Source organism: Metabacillus sp. Hm71, from assembly GCF_051842955.2.
Lineage (GTDB): Bacteria > Bacillota > Bacilli > Bacillales > Bacillaceae > Metabacillus.
This window is the reverse complement of sequence record NZ_CM200278.1, coordinates 1,667,446-1,682,662: the sequence shown is the minus strand read 5'-3', so window position 1 is coordinate 1,682,662 and position 15,217 is coordinate 1,667,446. Positions and strand designations below refer to the sequence as shown.

The 15,217-nt window shown below is 35.8% G+C and carries 13 protein-coding genes and 1 pseudogene; 5 read left to right on the top strand and 9 right to left on the bottom strand.

Annotation, left to right across the window (positions count from 1 at the left end; translation table 11 throughout):
• Positions 1-67 precede the first annotated feature (67 nt).
• The 3 genes from ACSVDH_RS08045 (at position 68) to ACSVDH_RS08035 (ending at position 2,886) form a co-directional block, all read left to right on the top strand.
• Entirely contained in the window at positions 68-916 is an 849-nt protein-coding gene (locus ACSVDH_RS08045) for an AraC family transcriptional regulator (protein ID WP_439252230.1), read from the top strand.
• 178 nt (positions 917-1,094) lie between these two features.
• Positions 1,095-2,207: a glycosyltransferase gene (locus ACSVDH_RS08040; RefSeq protein ID WP_439252229.1), complete on the top strand. Its 1,113-nt coding sequence runs from the start codon at positions 1,095-1,097 to the stop codon at positions 2,205-2,207.
• A complete protein-coding gene (locus ACSVDH_RS08035; protein WP_439252228.1) occupies positions 2,197-2,886 on the top strand; it encodes a lysophospholipid acyltransferase family protein in 690 nt (229 codons plus the stop codon). Before ACSVDH_RS08040 ends, ACSVDH_RS08035 begins: the two co-directional genes overlap by 11 nt.
• A gap of 33 nt (positions 2,887-2,919) precedes the next feature.
• On the opposite strand, the gene ACSVDH_RS08030 is transcribed toward ACSVDH_RS08035, so the two are convergent.
• On the bottom strand, positions 2,920-3,735 hold the full coding sequence (locus ACSVDH_RS08030) for a phytanoyl-CoA dioxygenase family protein (protein ID WP_439252227.1): 816 nt from the start codon (positions 3,733-3,735) through the stop codon (positions 2,920-2,922).
• 145 nt (positions 3,736-3,880) lie between these two features.
• Here ACSVDH_RS08030 and ACSVDH_RS08025 point away from each other — a divergent pair, with 145 nt between their 5' ends.
• The gene (locus ACSVDH_RS08025; protein WP_439252226.1) at positions 3,881-4,696 is read left to right on the top strand and encodes a helix-turn-helix domain-containing protein; all 816 of its coding nucleotides are present in this window, start codon (positions 3,881-3,883) and stop codon (positions 4,694-4,696) included.
• 200 nt (positions 4,697-4,896) lie between these two features.
• Complete coding sequence (gene guaC, locus ACSVDH_RS08020; RefSeq protein ID WP_439252225.1) at positions 4,897-5,880, top strand: GMP reductase; 984 nt, start codon at positions 4,897-4,899, stop codon at positions 5,878-5,880.
• A gap of 180 nt (positions 5,881-6,060) precedes the next feature.
• Here guaC and ACSVDH_RS08015 read toward each other — a convergent pair whose 3' ends face one another.
• The 8 genes and pseudogenes from ACSVDH_RS08015 to ACSVDH_RS07980 all read right to left on the bottom strand — a co-directional run bounded on the left by ACSVDH_RS08015 (position 6,061) and on the right by ACSVDH_RS07980 (position 15,191).
• On the bottom strand, positions 6,061-6,471 hold the full coding sequence (locus ACSVDH_RS08015) for a GH32 C-terminal domain-containing protein (protein ID WP_518618283.1): 411 nt from the start codon (positions 6,469-6,471) through the stop codon (positions 6,061-6,063).
• A gap of 63 nt (positions 6,472-6,534) precedes the next feature.
• Positions 6,535-7,524: pseudogene (locus ACSVDH_RS08010) on the bottom strand (glycoside hydrolase family 32 protein); the annotation flags it as partial.
• Between the two features lie 12 nt (positions 7,525-7,536).
• Complete coding sequence (locus ACSVDH_RS08005; RefSeq protein ID WP_439252224.1) at positions 7,537-8,370, bottom strand: carbohydrate ABC transporter permease; 834 nt, start codon at positions 8,368-8,370, stop codon at positions 7,537-7,539.
• On the bottom strand, positions 8,367-9,311 hold the full coding sequence (locus tag ACSVDH_RS08000) for a carbohydrate ABC transporter permease (RefSeq protein WP_439252223.1): 945 nt from the start codon (positions 9,309-9,311) through the stop codon (positions 8,367-8,369). Before ACSVDH_RS08000 ends, ACSVDH_RS08005 begins: the two co-directional genes overlap by 4 nt.
• A gap of 67 nt (positions 9,312-9,378) precedes the next feature.
• Positions 9,379-10,758 carry an extracellular solute-binding protein gene (locus ACSVDH_RS07995; RefSeq protein WP_439252222.1) on the bottom strand — a complete coding sequence of 460 codons (1,380 nt, stop codon included), beginning with the start codon at positions 10,756-10,758 and terminating at the stop codon, positions 9,379-9,381.
• A gap of 249 nt (positions 10,759-11,007) precedes the next feature.
• Positions 11,008-12,186, bottom strand: a complete 1,179-nt coding sequence (locus tag ACSVDH_RS07990; RefSeq protein WP_439252221.1) for a response regulator transcription factor — start codon at positions 12,184-12,186, stop codon at positions 11,008-11,010.
• Positions 12,187-13,935: a cache domain-containing sensor histidine kinase gene (locus ACSVDH_RS07985; RefSeq protein WP_439252220.1), complete on the bottom strand. Its 1,749-nt coding sequence runs from the start codon at positions 13,933-13,935 to the stop codon at positions 12,187-12,189.
• Positions 13,936-13,943: 8 nt separating this feature from the next.
• Entirely contained in the window at positions 13,944-15,191 is a 1,248-nt protein-coding gene (locus ACSVDH_RS07980; RefSeq protein ID WP_439252219.1) for an ABC transporter substrate-binding protein, read from the bottom strand.
• Between the last annotated feature and the right edge of the window lie 26 nt (positions 15,192-15,217).

Sequence of the window (15,217 nt, the reverse complement as noted above, 5' to 3'; positions counted from 1 at the left end):
TGTCCAAGCATCAAGGGCGTAATTGAACATATGATTGGACAATTTGAACATGAAAGGAAGCTGTCTCATGAATGAGTTACCAATCCGTTTTGTAACCTCTCAGTTAAATAAGGATCTAATCCCATTGCAGCTCTATACAGTGGGTTCCAACATCCAAAATGCCCTTCATAGACCTAAGGGCTTTTCAGCAACTCAAGTGCTCATTACACTTAGCGGAAGTGGTAGAATCCGGATCAATGGGCAGCATGACCGGGTCGCAGCAAAAAAACATGCCTTTATCATTTATGAAGGCATCCCACATGAATATTTTCCAATATCGGATGAACCATGGCTGGTAGGCTTTATTTCAATAAGGGGTACTTGTGTTCCAACGATGCTGGATAATATGGAATTAAAAAACGGTGAGGTTTTACCAATCAATGAGCTGGAGCTGCTGTGGAAACTAGCCGAACAAATATGGACATTAGCTGAACATAATCGACCTGAACTAATATGGAAACTTTCCGAATTACTTTATTCTTTTCTATTAGAGTTTAGAAAACAGACGCTCTTCTTTCCCACACATACGCCAAAAGTCGATCATTCAAATCCAAGTGAAGCCGTTCTTGAGCATGTGACAACGATTTTAAAGGAGCATTATACACAACCTATTTCATTATCAGAGGTATCAAAGGCTTCAGGCTACTCACATCAGCATTTAAATCGATTGTTTCGCCAATATTATGGCGTCACCTTAAACCAATATTTACAAAACCTCCGTATTTTGCATGCGGTTGACTTAATTGAACGAAATAAGCATATCACATTGAACGAGATAGCCGATGAACTTGGTATCGATACAAGATATTTTACGAGATTGTTTAAAAAGAATATGGGAATGTCACCAGGGGAATATAAGCGGAAAGCCCATTGTTAATAGCTTGTGTTCTATTAATCATAAAATAAACAGAGGCAAAAACCTTAGCTAAGCATATGGAATGTAACCGATAGAAAGGGAATATCATTATAAGAAAACCATAAAAAATCTTTATTATAAAAAGATAAAAAGTTAGCTTTCAGTTTATTGCATAGTGGTGATGAAAGGAGATATTATTATGGATAAATATGCAATAATAATCCCTGTCCTTAATCCAGCAGAAAGCTTAGTTGAATATGTCCAATCTTTATTAGGAGCAGGCGCTGCTCATATCATTGTTGTCAATGATGGAAGCAAAGATGAATTAACGTATATTTTTACTCAATTAAAGACACTTGAAAGCTGCACAGTGTTAACTCATAACAAAAATAAAGGAAAAGGAAGAGCATTAAAAACCGCTTTTGCCTATTTTTTAACCCATTTTCAGGATTTGCAAGGAGTGGTTACTGCTGATGCTGATGGTCAGCATTCATTAGAAGATGTGTGCAAAGTGGCAAAAGCACTTGAAAACAAAAATGGTGAACTCATTCTTGGTGTTCGGGATTTTACCGGTACCAATGTCCCCTATCGAAGTTTGATTGGCAACAAGTTCACAAGTTTAGTCTATAAGCTTTTATATGGGTATAAATTGAAGGATACGCAAACAGGCTTAAGAGGGATTTCTAAGCTCCATCTCCCTTGGGTTATGAATCTTAAAGGAGAACGGTATGAATATGAAATTAACATGTTGATTCATGCGAAAAATAGGCATCTGTCATTCTATGAAATTCCGATTCAAACTATTTATTTTGATCATAATGCTGGATCACATTTTAACTCATTTCTAGATTCGATGAAGATTTTTATTAAGCTTATCTCTGGTTTTCTCCATTACTCATATGCCATTATCCTTTCAGGCATTATTGATATAGGCAGTTTTATTTTGCTTTCCAGCTTCCTTTTAAAGGGTCTGCAATTAGAACCGAGGGTTTTTTATGCGACATTTGTTTCCCGAATGCTCTCCTCATCATTCAATTTTTATATGAACCGGAAGTATGTTTTTAAAGCTGGAAATCATTTCATCCTTTCAATGGTCAAATATTATATATTATGCTTATGTCTCATCTACGCATCTTACCTTCTCATTACATCAGCCAATTTAGCAATTGGGATTCCAGTGATCATGGCAAAAATTTTTACAGATATCATCCTCGGCATCGCCAGCTATGAAATTCAACTTCATTGGGTTTTTAAAAACAATCAAAAAAACGTCGCAAAACAGTCTTCGTTAGGAGATCATCATGAAGGGTAGTCAGTACGGAAAGGTTTTTCGATTTTTTCAAGGACTGATTCGGCTGGTCTATCCAAAATATAGGATTCACATTCCGTTTGAACTAAATCGGCCTGTTGTTTATGTTGCACACCATCAAAATTTATTTGGACCATTTATCATCTTGCTTTGGTTCCCAAAATGCTTGCGTGCATGGATCCTCCATGTGTTTCTTGATCAGGAGGCATGCTATAAACAATATGTTAAATATACGTTTACGAAAAGATTCGGTTGGAACAAGAATGTTGCGAAAATATGTGCGTTACCGTTATCCTTTGCCATTACAACGTTTTTAAAATCTGGCAAGGGCATCCCCGTATACCGAGGATCGAGAAAAATCGTTCACACTTTTCATCAAAGTGTGGAAGCCCTTTGCAAAGGTGACAGTATCGTGATTTTTCCTGACATTGATTACACTGATTCTTCTTCACGAATAAAGGAGATGTATGATGGCTATCTTTTGCTGGATAAATATTATTATCAAGCCACAGGGGAGCATGTATGTTTTATCCCTCTATATATAAGTAAAAAGGAAAAATTATTGATTGCGGGTAATGAGATTTGCTTTAGAGATGGGGAAGATGTTAACCAGGAACGAAAGAGAGTGTATCAAGAGATCTCAAACACGCTAAATGATCTCGCAAATGAATTTGGGGATTAGTTGAGCAAACTAAGCAACTAATCCCCTGCACGTTTAATGTGGATAAAACGCATCAAATTCAGTTCCGCATGGACCTGAATCGGCATTCGTTTCCGGCTCGACCTTGCTGCCATTTTGCCGATATAATGGGCTGTAATAATGGCCAATTTTAGTCGTTGATTCTCCTGCATAGTGGCAAATAAAGGCTCTCCTAAATCGATCCTTTGATTTATTTCGATAAGAGCCATGAATTAAATTCCCGTTAAAAAACAGAACATCACCTTTATCCAATATCGCGGGTACTGCTTTTAATCCCTTTGGCACCTTAACAAAATGCTTTGTAAAGGATTCTTTTTCATCGGCTAATTCCGGACAATAAATTTCATCGTTATTTGTCTTTGGCACAACGAGCAATGTTCCATTTTCTTCATCAGCCCTGTCCACAGCTGTCCATGCTGCGATACATGTTCCCGGCTCAACTTTTAAATAGAAATTATCCTGATGCAACGCTTGGCCCCGTGAACGCGGCGGTTTAAAATAAAACATGCTTTGGGCAGCTAATGCTTGCTCACCATATAAATCAGCTAAGATGGTCATCACCTTTGGATGAAGCATGTATTTCATGGCCACATCATTTACACGATGAGGATGCATCATTCGCGGATAGCGCTTTAGCGGATCCTCATTCTCTGATTGTTCATCTATGACAGGTTCAAAGCAACCAGGAATCGCACTTTTGCTCATTTCCATAAAAGTCTCTTTAATTTCTGCTATTTCCTCTTGGCTAAATACTCCCTTCATGATTAAATATCCTTCTTTTTCAAACTGCTGCTTTTGTTCTTCAGAAATGGTTGTTAAACCTTCGACCATCAGATCTCATCTCCCTTTCCCCTTTATCGGGTTGTTACAAATAGTTTATAAAGTTGCGAGTAATTGTTGAAGTAACAATATAGCTAAAAACTATTACAATCCTGCTATAATGTATGGTAAATAATTATTATGAGGAGGGAGTAAGATGCCAAAACATGATTTTCCAACAGATTATGAAATTTATCCGGAGCCAGGCGTATTAATAGCAGGGCATTTTCTTGTAAAAGATACCTATCAAGCCGTGCGCTCTAAGGGGATGAGCGATTGGCTTATTACATTTACGCTCGATGGAGAGGGATTTTTTATCGCGGAAAACGATCAGATTACATGCAGAAAAGGTGACATTACATTATTAAAACCAGGAGTTTCCCATCACTACGGAACTAGTAAGGGGAAGGAATGGCATTTTCTATGGGCTCATTTTTCACCGGATCTTATTGAAGCAAAATACCTTTCAGACCAAAAGCTTATCAATCTTTCCTTTGAAAATGAGTATGCTCGAACTCGTATTAATAATGCTTTCGATCGACTTATCCAAGACTACCGGGAAAGACATAAATATTGGTATGAATTATGTCAAAATTCATTAAAAGAAATTCTTTTACTTGTAGCTCAAAGACATACTCATTCCCTTGATCCTCGGGTGGAAGAAATTCTCCATTTGCTGTCAAAGCGAATGAATCAAGTGATTACAATTGACGATCTTGCAAAAGAGGTCGGGCTCTCTCCATCTCGACTTTCCCATCTATTTAAGGAAAACACCGGAAAATCGATTATGGAAACATTTATTCAAATGAGGCTGAATCAAGCAGCCCTTTTATTAAAGTACACAGACCGAAATGCAACAGAAGCGGCTGCAGAGGTTGGTTTCGAAAACTATAATCATTTTGCTGTTCAGTTTCGAAAACGGTTTGGTATGTCACCAAGGATTTATAAAAATTGCAAGCAAGAAACTGATTAATATTTCTAAATAATCTTTGCTCAAATAAATAGTAAAGGAATAAACCATATTAAAAACAACATGACATCCTCTTAAATTACATATCACATTTAAGCTGAAATAAAATCTTTGACAAACTCATTAAAATGATGTAAATTATCCGATGGACGAACATTAAAACGTGAAAGCAATTTCAATATTCGTATTTAGGGGTGTGCAAATTGGAAAACGTATTTGATTATGAAGATATTCAATTAATTCCGGCTAAATGTGTGGTTAATAGCCGATCAGAGTGTGATACATCTGTAACATTTGGAGGACATACATTCAAGCTTCCGGTTGTCCCAGCAAATATGCAGACAATTATCGATGATAACATCGCTGTTTACTTGGCGGAAAACGGTTACTTTTATATAATGCATCGTTTTGAACCAGAAAAACGTGTTTCCTTTATTAAAGAGATGAAATCGCGTGGCTTGATCGCTTCGATTAGTGTTGGTGTCAAAGAAGATGAGTATCGATTTGTGGAACAATTAGCTGAAGAACAGCTTACACCAGAATTCATTACGATTGACATTGCTCATGGTCATTCAAATGCTGTAATTAAAATGATTCAGCACCTAAAAAAACATCTGCCAAACAGCTTTGTGATTGCCGGAAATGTTGGAACTCCTGAGGCTGTTAGAGAATTAGAAAATGCAGGAGCAGATGCGACAAAGGTAGGGATCGGACCAGGTAAGGTTTGCATCACGAAAATTAAAACAGGATTCGGTACAGGAGGTTGGCAATTAGCTGCACTGCGCTGGTGTGCAAAGGCTGCAACAAAACCAATTATTGCAGACGGAGGCATCCGTACACATGGTGATATCGCAAAATCGATTCGCTTTGGGGCATCAATGGTTATGATTGGTTCATTATTTGCCGGTCATGAAGAATCGCCAGGACAAACCTTTGAAATCGATGGAAAGCTTTATAAAGAATACTTTGGTTCAGCATCTGAATTCCAAAAAGGCGAGAGAAAAAATGTCGAAGGAAAGAAAATGCATGTAGAGCATAAAGGATCTTTAAAAGATACATTAATCGAAATGGAGCAAGACCTTCAATCCTCTATTTCCTATGCAGGAGGAAAAAATCTTGATGCCATCCGCCATGTCGATTATGTTGTGGTGAAGAATTCAATCTTTAATGGTGATAAGGTTTACTAATGATTTTGAAGAATGCTTGATTTTATATTTTACAGCTAGATGAGCAAAATACGTAAAGTACTTGCTCATCTATTTTTTGTATATAAGATTTGACATTTTGTATTCGAATGTTTTTTTAGTGAAAGATACTAGGAATAGTCATCGCTACACGGTATTCGTTTATGGGAGTTACATTAGGTATCAACGTAAATTCGAACGAACTGTATTAAAAATAACTTGTTTGAGTTCCGTTTTACCTTCCCCATGAATGGAAATATTTTTCCCTTTTTCCGGATCATATGCTGTAAAACTTACTACCTTCGCACCAGAGTTAATGAACAACTCTATGGTATGGAGGTCGATGAAAAATTCTAACGTCATTTCTTCATTTAAATTTTCGCAAATATGATCGATGTTGATTTGGTTCTGATGGCCGTAATCAGACACAAATGAAATCCTTAAGTTCTCCACATCGACTACTATTCGGGTAGATTGCGTTTCACTTTTGTTAAGTTCTATAGTAAACCGCTTCGTGTTTGAAGGAGAAAAAATTATCTTTAAATAACATGTGTGATCACCATTAATATCTACCTTTTCATTTGCATTTATCATAATTTGTTCATAATAACTAGAATGGGTGAAATATTCATCCAGTTTAACGGCTGGTTGTTGAATTAACTGATGTTTCTCTATCGTCAATCGTCTTGGGAGGGACATCATCCCATTAAATCCAAAATCTTTTGGAGGTGTCGTTTGATGCCAGCGATGCAACCAGCCAATTAGTAGTCGTTCTCCGTTTTTTCCTTCTGTTGATTAGGGAGCATAAAAGGTTTGGTCGTAATCAAGGAGACCATCACTTTCTGATCTAAATATTCCTTTTTCATAATCCATTTCCCCGATGACATAAACAGTTTTATGATTAACTTCCTCCTGAAATTCAGGGTCACACGGCATCACTGAGAAGAGTAATACATCCTTATTGCCTATACGAAACAAATCAGGGCATTCTAAAAGAGTATTTTCTTCAAATTTCGCTTGATAAATGGAAGAATGAAAGGTCCAATCTAGTAGATTACTTGACTTGAACATGATAATTTCCCCGCGTCTTTGTTTGTTTCTTACTGCCAAAACACAGTAATATACCCCATTTACCTGCATCACTTTTGGGTCTCTGAAATCACAAATCAGATATCCTTCAGGTAATTCTTTTTCACCAATAACAGGGTTTTGCTGGTACTTTTCAAATTGGATGCCATCATCAGAAAAAGCAATACATTGACGCTCAATGATTTGAGTTTCATCCCGATCAAACCCCATATTAGGGTCAATGTGACCTGTGTACATCAAATAAAGTTTTCCATCCTTTTCAATGGCACTACCCGAAAAACAACCATTGGCATCATACACTTTGTCATTAGCCATCGCGACAGGCTGGTAATTCCAGTTGATAAAATCATGAGTAGTTGCATGCCCCCAATGCATGTCATTCCAGACGACATCATAAGGGTAATATTGGTAAAATAGATGATATTTCCCCTGATAAAATGAGAAACCATTCGGGTCATTCATCCAGCCAATTTCAGGGGTGAAATGAAAATATGGTCGGTTTGATACCTTTTCTTTATTTTTTTGGATATACTCATTTGCTTTTTGTAATCTATTCATCATGCACCTCGCTTATTTGATACCACTTCGTACCGCACCTTCAACAATGTATTTTTGGAAAACAATATAGATAATGACGATAGGAATGGTTACAATCGTTAATGCTGCCATAATATGGCTTGTATAAATATTATAGGTGTCACTAAAAATGGCATTTAATGCTACTTGAATCGGCATTAAGTTTTCATTTGAAAGTGCCATTACAGGCCATAGGAAATCATTCCAAGACTCTAAAAACGTTAATATCCCTACAGTGACATACATATTTATACTGGATGGAACAACGATCCGAAAGAAACATCCGACCTCACCCAATCCATCAATCTTTGCCGATTCAATCAGTTCACCTGGAAACGATAGAAAGTGCTGCCTAAATAAAAATATATTCATAACATTAACAAAAAATGGTATTAGGTATCCTGGTACTGTATTAATCATCCCCATTTCATTTACGACTAAAAATAAAGGAAGAATGGTCGCTTCAATTGGGACAATCATGAGGGCTATGATAAATATTAAAATACCGTCTTTAAATGGAAAGACAAATCTAGCTAAGGCATACCCTGCTAACGAGTTAATGGTTAATCCAATAATAACAGTGACAGATGCATAAATTAAACTGTTTAATAAATTTCCAAAAATATTGTAGAAGCCAAGCAATTCAGTATAGGATTTCAGTGTTAAGTCTGAAAATTTCGGAACAACTGAAAAGATTGTACCGACATCCCTGTAAATGACCTCATCAATCTTAAAAGAAGAAAGAATCATCCAAATGAGAGGTACAAGGAATTGCAGCGCCAACACAATCGCTATCACGTAAAATAAGGCTTTCTTTACTTTCTTCACGCTGCTCTCTCCTCCCTAAATAGTTTCTTAATTCCTATAGATACAACAACCAAGAAAACCGTAAACATTAATGTAATCGCACTTGCATACCCAATATTTCGATGACGGAAACCGTACTCATAAATGTATTGCAGGATTGTCATCGTTGAATAGTCAGGTCCCCCGCCTGTCATGACCATTGGTTGTACAATAAGCTTAAATGCTTGAATGGTCGTTGTAATCACAAGAAACATCAAGATCGGTTTTAACGCAGGGAGGGTAATATACAAAAACTTATGCAGCGAATTTGCTCCGTCGATATCTGCTGCTTCATACATACTATTGTCAATGTTTTTTAATCCCGCCAAAAAAATCATCATTTGATATCCACAGCCAGACCAAGCAGATATCGCTACAATCGTAAGCATGGCTTGGTCAGGGCTAGTTAAAAATGGCTGTTTCGGTAAACCAGCATTCGCCAAAATAGCATTAATCAATCCCGAGGTAGGATTTAACATAACCGTCCAAAGAATGGATATCACGACTAAAGACAATACAGCAGGAGAAAAATAGGCAGTTCTAAAAAAGCTGATTCCCTTAATCTTTTTGTTCACGATCATCGCCAGGCCAAGGGCCATTGATAGTTGAAGGGGAACGACGAACAGGACGAATTTCATCGTGTTGTAAAAGCTTTTCATTAATATTTCATCTGTCAGTATTCGTTTAAAGTTTTCAAGACCAATAAATTGTTTTTCGTTAGGCTTTAATAAATAATAATCAGTAAACCCATACGTAAAAGCTAATATGATAGGTAGTACTATAAACAGGACTGCTAACACCATAGCAGGCGTTAAAAATCCAAATGCGGATATAGTATCGCTTCTCTTAAAGTGTTCGCTTTGTCTATAGTGTTCAGTTAGATTTCTCACTTTTACAAATTGCTTATAATTTAGATTTCTCACCGGTCCACATCCTTTCTCCTTTACATAAGAGGTGAGGGCCAAAAGCCTCACCTCTCGATCACACAGACTATTTTCTATATTTTTCAAACTCTTTATCTATTTTTTCAGTGGCTTCATCTAAATATTGTTTGATCGTTTCCGCATCGGTTGTTTTATTTTGTGCAATCTTTAAGAGGACATCTTTTGCAAACGTTTCAGATAAATATGGATATCCTGGTGATATCGGACGGGCCCTATTTGTATTTTCAACTTGATACTTTAATACATTCCAAGCCTCATTATAGTATGGATTATCAGTATTTGTATCAATTACATCGATTGCATTCATTCTTCCTGGAATCGATCCATCTGCTTGATAATATTCTTCAGCCGCTTCATCGTTAGTTAAATATTCCATCACTTCAACCACTTGTTTCAAACGCTCTTTATCTTCAATTTGTCCGTTTCTAACAAATGCCCAGCTACCTGATGGCGTATATAATCCATCGTAGTTCTCATTCATTTTCGGATAACGAACCGTTTTAAATTTTAAGTTCGGATAATTGCTTACAATTTCGTTAACATACCAGAACCCTGCAATTGCCAAAGCAGTCTTGCCAGAGTGGAATGCTTTTTCAGGCTCAGAAGCACTTGCCAACGGCTCTCCTTCAAATAATTGAGCATATTTTGTTAATGCTTCTACACTCTTTTCACTGTTTAGGACGCCATCTACTGTTACGCCATCATCAGCGACAATATTGGTATCATTCCCCCACATTAATGGTGCAAAATAATAAGTTCCCGTTTCATAAACTCCTGCGGTAACATCGGTTAGCAATAAGCTTGTCGCCAATTGATAGTCTTTAAAAGCTGGATCATTAGTTGTCTTTGCAAAATCATCAATTTTTCTAGCCAGCTTCACAAATTGATCCCATGTCCAATCTTCATCATGGGCTGGCACCAACGCTTTAATATCTTCAGGTAAAGCATTAATCATCTCTTCATTGTACATAACGGCAACAGCTGAATCCGTATAACCTAATGCATAAAATTTACCATCCACTGTTCCTTGATCAATCATTGATGGGGTGAACCCATCTTTAAATCCTTCACTCAAATAGCCATCTAATTCACCTACAACACCTGCTTCTACGTATGCTGCCACGTCTGGGCCGTCAAGGGTAAATATATCAGGCATGTCATTGGCAGTAATTGCTGCATTTAATTTATCAATATAACCTGAACCAGCACCAGCTCTTGTAATATTTTCAATGACAACCTGTGGCTTGTCTGGATTCTCTTTATTATATTGCTCTACTCGCTTTGCAAACATTTTTCCTTCCGGGTGGTCAGCTGCAGCTTGTGTCCAAATGACAATTTTGTCGTTCGTATTCGACTGAATCGAATTACACGCGACTAATGATACAGATAAAACTAATACTAGAATTGACAAGATTAATTTTTTCAATGTTTTTCCCCCTCTTTTCCTTCTATAAAACGCTTTCACAAGTAAATCATAATCCATATAAAGCGTTTTCAAAATGCGGTAATCCTCTCATTGATGTTTAAATTTTTCTACTAATTAAATTTTAAAAAAGGCTGACTCAAATTAATGGGTCAGACCTCTCAGGCCCCAATATATATATCACCTTAACTTATCTAAGGAACTACATATAGGGAGTATTTTGAGAGGGCGAACCCATTTTGAGTCAACCGCTTATTTTTGCTTGCTATTCATCAATCTCCGATATTCACTAGGTGTTTTTTTCATTTTCTTTTTAAAAACTTGGCTAAAATATCGTTGATCAGTATATCCCACCTTTTCCGCAATTTCATACGTTTTTAAATCCGAGTTCTTTAAGAATAGACATGCGTATTCAATTCGCAAATTTGTTAAATAATCAAGAAAAGTTATACCTGTTCTTTGTTTAAAAAGAAGACTAAAATAACTAACGCTTACCCCTACTTGTTCTGCAACTTGTTCCATACCCAAATCTTTCTGAAAATGGTCTTTAATATATGTCAATGCTTCGTCCATCAGGTCTGCAGCTGACTGTTTTGCCTTCATTTCCTCTTTTACCCGTTCTGCTGTAATAATATTTCCACTTATAAAATTTTCATATTTCATCAATTCTTTTGCATGGTGAACAGAATGTTTTATGTCAAATAAACAATCAACAGCTTTACCAATAGCTAATACGCATTTTTCGGGAACCTCATTTAATAGATGCTGTGCAAAATGATCACTAATGGTGTTTATCTGGTCTCTCAAGCAATTTGCTAATTCTACCACTACAATAACGATTTCGTCCGACATTTTGTAAACAAACAACTTTGTATTCTCATTCAAATATGGACCTTTGTTTCTAAGAATAATAGATTCCATATTGTTCGTCTTGGTTTTCACAATCATGGAAAAATAGGAAAGCTGTTTATTGATTACTTGGGAGTCAATTTCCCCTGTAGTGATTAATTCATAGATACCATATTTTTCATGCTCATACTCATTTAATTTTTGTCTTTCTAATTTATCAATCGCTCTTTCAATACATGTTTGTAATTCTTCATAATCAATTGGTTTTAAGATATAATCCCATGCATTATGTTTGAGTCCTTGTATAGCATATTCAAAATCATTATAGCCGCTGATTAAAATGACAATTGGTTTATGATGCATGCTGTTTATTTTCTTCAATAATTCAATGCCAGTAATGCCCGGCATTGAGATATCAGTTAATAATAGATCAACTTGGTGAATTTCCATCATTTCCAATGCTTCTTGTCCATTATGAGCAGTTCCAATTATTTCACAATCTAATCCTTGCCAATCTATGATTTGTGTTAGATTTTTTACAATTAGAAGTTCATCATCTGCAATGACTACTTTATATCTCATTTAATCACCTTTAACTGGAAATGAAATTTTTATAATTGTACCAGCATTTTCAGTTGAGCAAATGATTAGCCCATATTTCTCACCATAAAAAAGGCGTAATCGTTCGTCAACATTTCGGATCCCATGACCTAGCCGCTGATTGTTTTTTTCTACTTTCAAACTATTTAATTGCATCAATCTATTTTTATCAATTCCCTTACCGTTATCCTCAACCCATAATTCACCTTTTCGGTTCCTGATGGCACCTCTAATCTTGATGAACCCTTTGTGCTGATCTTGTTGTGAAAAAGCATGATGTAAACTATTTTCCACTAATGGTTGGAGAATAAGTTTTAGGACAGAATAATGATTCAAGTCATCCTCGACTTCGATTCCGTAGGAAAAGCTATTATCATACCTAATTTTCTGTATCTCTAAGTAACTAATGACATGACGAATCTCATCTTTAACCGTCACCTCATAACCGCCATTTATGCTTATTCGCAATAATTTCCCTAAATTTATCGTCATTTTACTGATTTGCTTCTGACCATTCATTGCAGCCAGTGCATTAATAGATTCAAGCGTATTATATAAAAAATGAGGGTTTATTTGCTGTTGTAACACCATGAACTGAGCTTCTCTTTTTCGCTCCTGTTCATTTTCCACGTCAACTAATAATTGTTGAATTCTCTTGACCATGTTATTAAATCCGATCGAAATATTCCTTAATTCTTTAAGCTTAAACGTTCCCATTCTCTTGTTTAGCCTTCCTTCTTCTACTTGTTTCATCCGTTTAAGAAGCTCTTGAATAAATAAAGAAATACGCTTTAAATATAAAACATTGAAAAAACCAGCGACCAATATCGTAAAAGCTACAATAACCAAGGTAGTGTTTCGTATTTGAACAATATCATTTCCGATCGTCTTCCAAGGTTTTATTGACACTAATATTAATGATGAATTCGTTCCGGTTTTAAAACTTGAAGGCATATAAGTAATCAGGCTTTTTTCATTGTTCCACTTATCAATTAAATATCCCATTTCATTCGTCTTCATCTCAGATATTTGCGAAATATCTAGATCCTGACCAATCAGATCCCGATTTAAGGAATACAGTATTTTCCCCTCATTATTTAGTATCATTTCATAAGAAGGACCGCCATAAATGTCTTCAAAAATAGTGTCAAATAGATTTAGCTTAATATTTAATACCAAGTACCCTAAATCATTAAGGGTATTAATATCCTTAATGACTCTTACCTGGGTTAACATATATTCCTCTTGTGGAAAAAGGTTCTTATTTTCATAGGGTGTTAACCATAGCGGACTCCCTTTTTGTTTTATAACCTGGTCAAAAACCCAACTCGATTTAAGTGTTTCCAAGGTTGGTACGTCTGCATGTGTAATATGGGTTACATTTCCATCTTGACGATAAAGAATAAAATCATCAATTTGTGAATTTCCATACATTGTACCTGCAATTGCTTGCTGCTTGTTATAAAATTCATAAATTGATGTAGTATCATTAGTACTTAAATAGGATTGAATCTCACTTGAAGAAATAACATAGTCAGAAAAGGAATCCACTTCAGAAACTGCCGCTAATAGGTTACGATCTACAGCACTTAATGTCTGAACAGTTTGGTTGCTTATATTTTGTTGAAGTGTAGCTGAAGAAATTGCGTAAGAAATGATGCCAAGTATAATAATTGGCAGTAATACAAAAAGTACAAAGGCTGTAATCATTTTATGTTGAAATCTAAGCATACAGGCACCTACTTCTGTTCATTCAAATCATGATATTTGTTAAACATGTTTTCTAGATTTGAAAGATAAGAATCAATATTCCTATCAAAATAAAACTGTAAAGTATATTTTCGAAAATCCGATTCTGCAGCAGTACCACCTGCCCAATAGTGATTAGGCCAATTTACTGATTTCCCCTCTTTTATTTTTTTAGAAAGTAAAGCGATTTCTTCCCGATTTATTGAGACCCCATTGACTGTACTTATCGATCCTTCAAAATTTGAAAGTCTTTTGGCATTTTCCTTTCTTGTCAAAAACGCTAAAAATTTCTTCGCTGCATTTGGATGTTTTGTATCAGCTGAAATAGCTAGTCCAATATCAACCCCTCCCAATACCTTATTATTCTCCGCTTGATTTGTTGCCGGAAATGGGAAAATGCCATAATTTAATTCAGGATTAACTCTCTCAATCGAAGATAAGGCCCATGTTCCCATAATGTACATTGAACCTTCACCATTTGCGAATTTTCGATTTACGGTATAATAATCATCCCGGAAAGAGTCTGGTTGGACATATGAAAGGACTGAAAGAATTTTCTCAGATACTTCTCTCCACTTTTTATCATTACTAATGGAAAACTCATCTTTTTCCCAATAACTACTATTAAATTCGTTAGCTACAAAGTTCAGATTAAATATACTAGAACGATTTGCTTCTTTATTTGGCATTAATATGGCTGTTTTTCCTTTAGATCTTAATTCTTCTAAAGTACGTACAAATGTATCCCATGTTTCCGGAATTGGCAGACCTAATTCTTGAAAATGATCCTTATTATAAAGGACACCAACTGCATTCTGGGTTAATGCAACACCGTACATCTTGCCGTTAACAAGATAACGATTTTGAATAGTTGGTTGGATATTTTTTAGGAATGGTTCATTTGTTAATTCAAGCAAATATCCTTTTTCCGCCCGAATGATATAATCTTGTTCAATTGGATAGGTAATAAAAATATCCGGTGTATCCCCTCTTGCAATTCTTGTTTTTAACACGGTCATTCCTTCAGGAATAATCACCTGATTAACATCGATACCAGGATTGAGTTTCTCAAACTCCTGTATTAACTCCTCAAAGATTCGTTCTGTTTCCGTTTTGTGTAAAAAAAATTCAAGTGTTATTTTTTCCTTTTTACTTATCGATCCTTCTAAAACGCTATCATTACATCCAGCTAATAATAGAAAAATAGTCAAGTGGATTAAACAAAAAAGAATTTTCATAAGTCTCCTCTCAAAAAGCAAAATAA